Origin of the sequence: Noviherbaspirillum denitrificans (assembly GCF_002211445.1) — a bacterium.
Classification (GTDB): domain Bacteria; phylum Pseudomonadota; class Gammaproteobacteria; order Burkholderiales; family Burkholderiaceae_D; genus Noviherbaspirillum; species Noviherbaspirillum denitrificans.
The window spans coordinates 1-4,841 of record NZ_LSTO01000033.1; the positions used below are offsets into that span (position 1 = coordinate 1).

Here is a 4,841-nt window from a genome sequence, read left to right on the forward strand (position 1 = left end):
ACTGCCATATTATTGAGACCGGCAATGATTCCTGGCGCTTCAGGCACAGTGAATCGACGCGGAAGACATCCCCCAGAAAGGGCTCGAAGAAGGGAGAAACAGGACTAGCGACCGAAGACTTATCCACAGCAGCGTAGCCGTCTACGCATAAAAAGGGTGGGTCAAAATTCGATGAAAATCGTGGGTCACTTTTACGTGAACATCAACAGTCACCATCCACGACTACTACAGTGACCCCACGAAGAGGACCGATCGCCACATTGACATAGCTTTGGTTGATGCCAATGGCAACCTAGACGTCATCGAGATCAAGAAACCTTTCGACGACAAAATTCTTCGCAAGAGCCTTTACCGCGATAATAGCATCCCAACCTCCGAACTTAGTGGCAGCATCATGCAGGCAGAAAAGTATCTCTTCCATCTGTCGAAATGGGGCGTCAAAGGTGAAGAGACACTCACGAAAAAGTATGCTGCGGAGCTGCCAAAGAGCATGAAGATCCGCATTTCCAATCCTAAGGCGATCATCATAGTCGGCCGCGATCAGATCGGCGGTGCGGAAATGTCTGGCAGTCAGTTGCTGGACTTCGAGATAATCAAGCGCAAGTACGCAAATATGATGGACATCATCACATACGATGACCTGCTACGACGGCTCAACAACACCATTGTTGCGCTTGGTGGGTGATGGATTGTGTTTGACCGGCCCGCCTTCCTCTCGCAGTACGCACCGCCGCCTGTGTGAAGGCATTGTCACAAGGTTCAATTGGCGGGACTCGGCAACGAGGAATGTCTGCAATGTGTCGTTCTCGTTGATATGCGTCACGACGACCCGCAGGAAACTCGCGCACATTTGTCGCCCGTGGAAGCGCACCTCCCCACAGCGTTCGACCAAAAGTGGACTTTTGCCGATTCCCCACCAATGTCCCGGTCGCAGCTGGGAGCGGCCTCCCTTGCAATCGGATTAATACGGACCATGCCTAGGCCCACTCGAGATCCGCCGCCGGCTTCCAATAGGGCAAGGTCGACATCCCTGGGTCGTCGAGCACGATTGCGACGCTCTGTTGTGCTCGTGTGATCGCCACATAGAAGCTTGAAGCAGCGATGGCATCCATATAGGTGCCGGCTCGAAGAAAGTTCATGATCTTGGACGTCGGCGCAATCAGTACTCGGGGAAACGTTGCGCCCTTGGAAACCTTGAAGTTCATAAAATCCAGCGTCAGATTCTTCGCTGATGCGGCCGAGTGACGCAAACTCTGGGGGCGGTATTGCGTCACATACGCGTGGACATGCTCGGCGCGGACAAGAAATACGCCGTCATGACCCGTCGTATGGTCATTCTTGGAGACGGTATACGGAAAGGCCCAGGACGGATCAAAGATCGTGTCCGAGAACGCCGCGATTTTCGGGTGACACCGCCAAGTGACCGCGCTCTCCTCTATCGCCAGGAGTCCCTTCTTCTCACGACTCCTGAACCAGCTGATCGCCTCAGCATAGGCGTACTTCTTATTCTTCGCGCTGCGCGCGTTGGTGGAGAGTACCGCTTGGCGGATATCACCGACCATCCAGAGGTCAACGGCGGAGTCCAGAAGAGCATCAACGATTTCCCAATCATAGGCGCTGAGGTCCTGTACCTCATCGATGAGGATCTCATCGTAGATGCCTTCTAGCCTGCTGATCAGAGCGCCTTGGCTCGCCGCAATCAACTCGAACGCCAGACGCCCGAGTTCGCTTCTGTAGACCGCGCCGCTCTTGTCGAGAAAGCGGGTTTTGCCGGTTGCCATTCGGGGTGGCATGCCGTCAAAGTTGAAGCCCAGCACACGCTCGCCGGGGAACTTGAATGGCAGGAAGGGTTTCGCGAAGTGCCGCAAGAGGAATGTGAACCAGCCGAGCACTTCGATGTTTAAATGGTCGCCAGCGTAGTGGGCAAGGCGTTCCTGAAGCTCGAACTGGTTCTTTTGCGTGTAGGTCAGGGCAAGAACGCGCCGCTCACACGGCAGTTTCGCGCAGTGCTCGACGATGCCTTGGGTCTTGCGAGAGCCTGCGACCGCCAGGGTCAACCGCTTAGCCATGGATAAATTGCGCGGCTTGGAGCATGTATGCCGGAGGCGTGAACTGTTCCGAAGAGCTCGCGATGCGCAAGGCGGCCTCGGTCTTCTCGCGCGACATCCACGTTCCGACGTCCGCCTTGTCCGTGATTCCGAGAATGGTCCGCAGCTGCGCCTCGCCGCAGTGATGAATCATCTGCGGCTCCAGTGTCCTGCCATGAGCCACTTCGCCAATGAATACTTCACGGGAGCCAGGCTTGAGCCACTGTGCCAGCGGCTTGCGAAGCTCTTCCGACTCGATGCCGTCGTTATCGCGAAGTGCTGCGACTTTCTTACCCAGGCGCTCGCACAACTCTAGTCCTCTGCCCAGCGACAGGCCCCGCATGCTCAGGACATCAATCCCGCACTCCATGGGCCGCTTGCCATGAAGGTCCTTGAACACCCGCTCGAAGACGATTTCGTCAGAGGGGCCCTCGACGAGAACAATTCTGTCGGCCAGGACGATGCGCAGGGTGTCGAATCCCGGTAGCTTCTTGAAGTACCTTACCGTCTCCGGATCCAACTCGTTGAGTTTCACGGGAGCGGTGGGGCCCAGGAACTGCAAGGCCTCAAGCCCAAGTCGATTCAGCACGCTCGAACTGTGAGTGGTGATGAAGAGCTGTTGGTCGTCGCTGGTCAGCGTTTCCATCCTGTGCAGAAGCCTCGTCAGGCTGGTGTGGCTCAGGTGGTTCTCGGGCTCCTCGATCATGACGAACTTGGCTCGGCCCGCATGCTTATTCATCGCCAGTGCGATCTTGATCGCAGACTGCTGCCCTTGCCCGGCCATTGCGAAAGGAACGCCATCGACGTGGGGGGCCACCGACTCCTCCCAAGACGTGCGTGTGGTCTGATCCATTGCCAGGGAGATCGGCTGCTCATGCAGTGTTGAATGAAGCTTGCCGATGCGCTCATTCACGCTCTTGAACGCAGTATCTGACAGTACCGCCTTGTAGTCTCGGTATTGGCGGGAAATGTTTGCTCGCTCATGGTGTTCGAGCTGACTGCCCAAGATCTGGCGCAGGTGATAGTCGACGCCACTTGTGCTTCGAACGGTGCGTGCGTCAATGACCGCGGTCGCCAACACTCGCGGGCGCATGATCAACTCGCGGTCCGCGAACGTCCTCCACTCTACGCGGTACCACTCGATCGGCAAGAGGGACGAGGGCGCCTTCGCCCACGCTTGCAGCTCGGCCAAATAGTCCTGATTGGGAATGCAACGAAATCGAACGCCTGGACATGCGTTGGTAGGCGTGTCTGAGTTATGAGCCCCACACAATTCCTGCAGCTCCGGGACGTTTTCGAGGAACACCTCAATGTCGATTTCCGGAAACCGTTGGGGTTCGCCGCGCTTCCTCTTCGCGATGAAGTCGGCCACCACGCCCGTGTTGAACCAGTGGGGATTGAGCTCTTCGGCGGCGCTTCGCCCGTTGATGCGCCCCGTCAGCGCAAGAACGATGGACTCCATGAGCGTGGACTTACCTGACTCGTTCGCGCCGACGATGAGGTTGAGCTTGCGGTTCGGGTAGATCGTCAGGTCGCGATGGATGCGGTATCCGCGGACACGAATCTTCTTTATCACGAGGTCTCCAAGTGCACATAGTGCTTCCGATGGCAGAAGTTGGCTCTTCTAGAGCCTTTTTCTGCATAGAACCTTGTGAGTATATCGTCAAAATCTGGCTACTATTGCAAGTTGACAAGACAGGGTCTACGGCCCTCTTCAAGGTATACAGAGCATTGACACCAGGTCAGCGGTTGTGCGGTTTGGGGCGAGTATTCCCGTTCTCTGTTGGAAGCCGAAAGTCTCGAAGCTGGGGGATAGCTGCCTGTACCGAGGCAACGACCGCCAGACAAAATCGGCTATTAGCTGCCGTTCACACCGTTTCTCGAGTGTGAATAATTCCTGTGAGCAATGTATGGTATAAAAGACACACCCCTCTGCCGCCTGCTCCACGACGAGGCTGTCAGTTCTGATAAGTGAAGTTAGACGTCTGAAAAAGCGACATGCTCGATCTCGGCTCAACTGAATTTGTTCTTGCAAACCCTAGCTATCCTGAACAGGAACTGCGACGTCTTTCGTCTTCGCTATTTGATTCGTGGGAAGCCTTCGTCGATCTATCTGTCACAATCCCAGACTACTCGCTGTTCCTTCAGGTCGAAGAGGGGTCCATAAAGGGGCGCGCAACAATTGGTGCGGCTTTGACGGCGTTTTACTTTGGGATCGGAAACTATGGCGACTTCATTTCCGGGCTCAAGACAATAGGTGAGCAGGTGAGTGCCACTGGCGACTATTTGTCAGAGCAAGCGGGCCAGGTCTTTTCGTGTCCTCCGTCACGCGCCGCGTCAAAGAAGCGGGGCGGATCGCTCGCTGCACTTCAGCGGCTTTTCGTTCGTGTCCAGAAGGGTGAGCTAACGCCCGAGGAAGCGATGATCCGCGCAGAGACCCTTTTAGGAGACGAAGCAGCGACGGAACCAGACTTCATGCGCGAGCTTGCGGACGCATTGCTCAAGTGTCCTCGATACCATCAGCAACAACCATTGCCGTATCTGGGTAAGCGTTCGGCCATCGCGTATTGGCAGCGAGATCTAAGGCGGTAGGAGTTCAGGCGGCGGGTTGCCAGCGATGCGGAAGCAGGTCGTCGATGCGACTGGCTGGCTGAGTCGGCAGCCGTTCCAGGATATCCCGGAGGTACAGGTAAGGGTCATGCCCGTTGAGCCGGGCGGAATGGATCAAGCTCATCACCGCCGCGGCCCGCTTGC

General features: G+C 56.3%; 5 protein-coding genes. 2 read left to right on the forward strand and 3 right to left on the reverse strand.

Annotated features, from left to right (window positions below):
• The first annotated feature begins 214 nt into the window (after positions 1–214).
• On the forward strand, positions 215–685 hold the full coding sequence (locus tag AYR66_RS27875) for a Shedu anti-phage system protein SduA domain-containing protein (RefSeq protein WP_088707522.1): 471 nt from the start codon (positions 215–217) through the stop codon (positions 683–685).
• Between the two features lie 292 nt (positions 686–977).
• Here AYR66_RS27875 and AYR66_RS27880 read toward each other — a convergent pair whose 3' ends face one another.
• Together AYR66_RS27880 and AYR66_RS27885 are read right to left on the reverse strand one after the other, a co-directional pair.
• Positions 978–2,069, reverse strand: a complete 1,092-nt coding sequence (locus tag AYR66_RS27880; RefSeq protein WP_088707523.1) for a UvrD-helicase domain-containing protein — start codon at positions 2,067–2,069, stop codon at positions 978–980.
• Positions 2,062–3,663: an ATP-dependent nuclease gene (locus AYR66_RS27885; RefSeq protein ID WP_088707524.1), complete on the reverse strand. Its 1,602-nt coding sequence runs from the start codon at positions 3,661–3,663 to the stop codon at positions 2,062–2,064. Before AYR66_RS27885 ends, AYR66_RS27880 begins: the two co-directional genes overlap by 8 nt.
• Positions 3,664–4,085: 422 nt before the next feature.
• Between AYR66_RS27885 and AYR66_RS27890 the strand changes: the two genes are divergently transcribed.
• A complete protein-coding gene (locus tag AYR66_RS27890) occupies positions 4,086–4,679 on the forward strand; it encodes a hypothetical protein (RefSeq protein ID WP_088707525.1) in 594 nt (197 codons plus the stop codon).
• Positions 4,680–4,683: 4 nt separating this feature from the next.
• On the opposite strand, the gene AYR66_RS27895 is transcribed toward AYR66_RS27890, so the two are convergent.
• Positions 4,684–4,841 (reverse strand): transposase domain-containing protein (locus AYR66_RS27895; protein ID WP_141104355.1); only part of this gene is annotated, 158 nt, incomplete at its 5' end.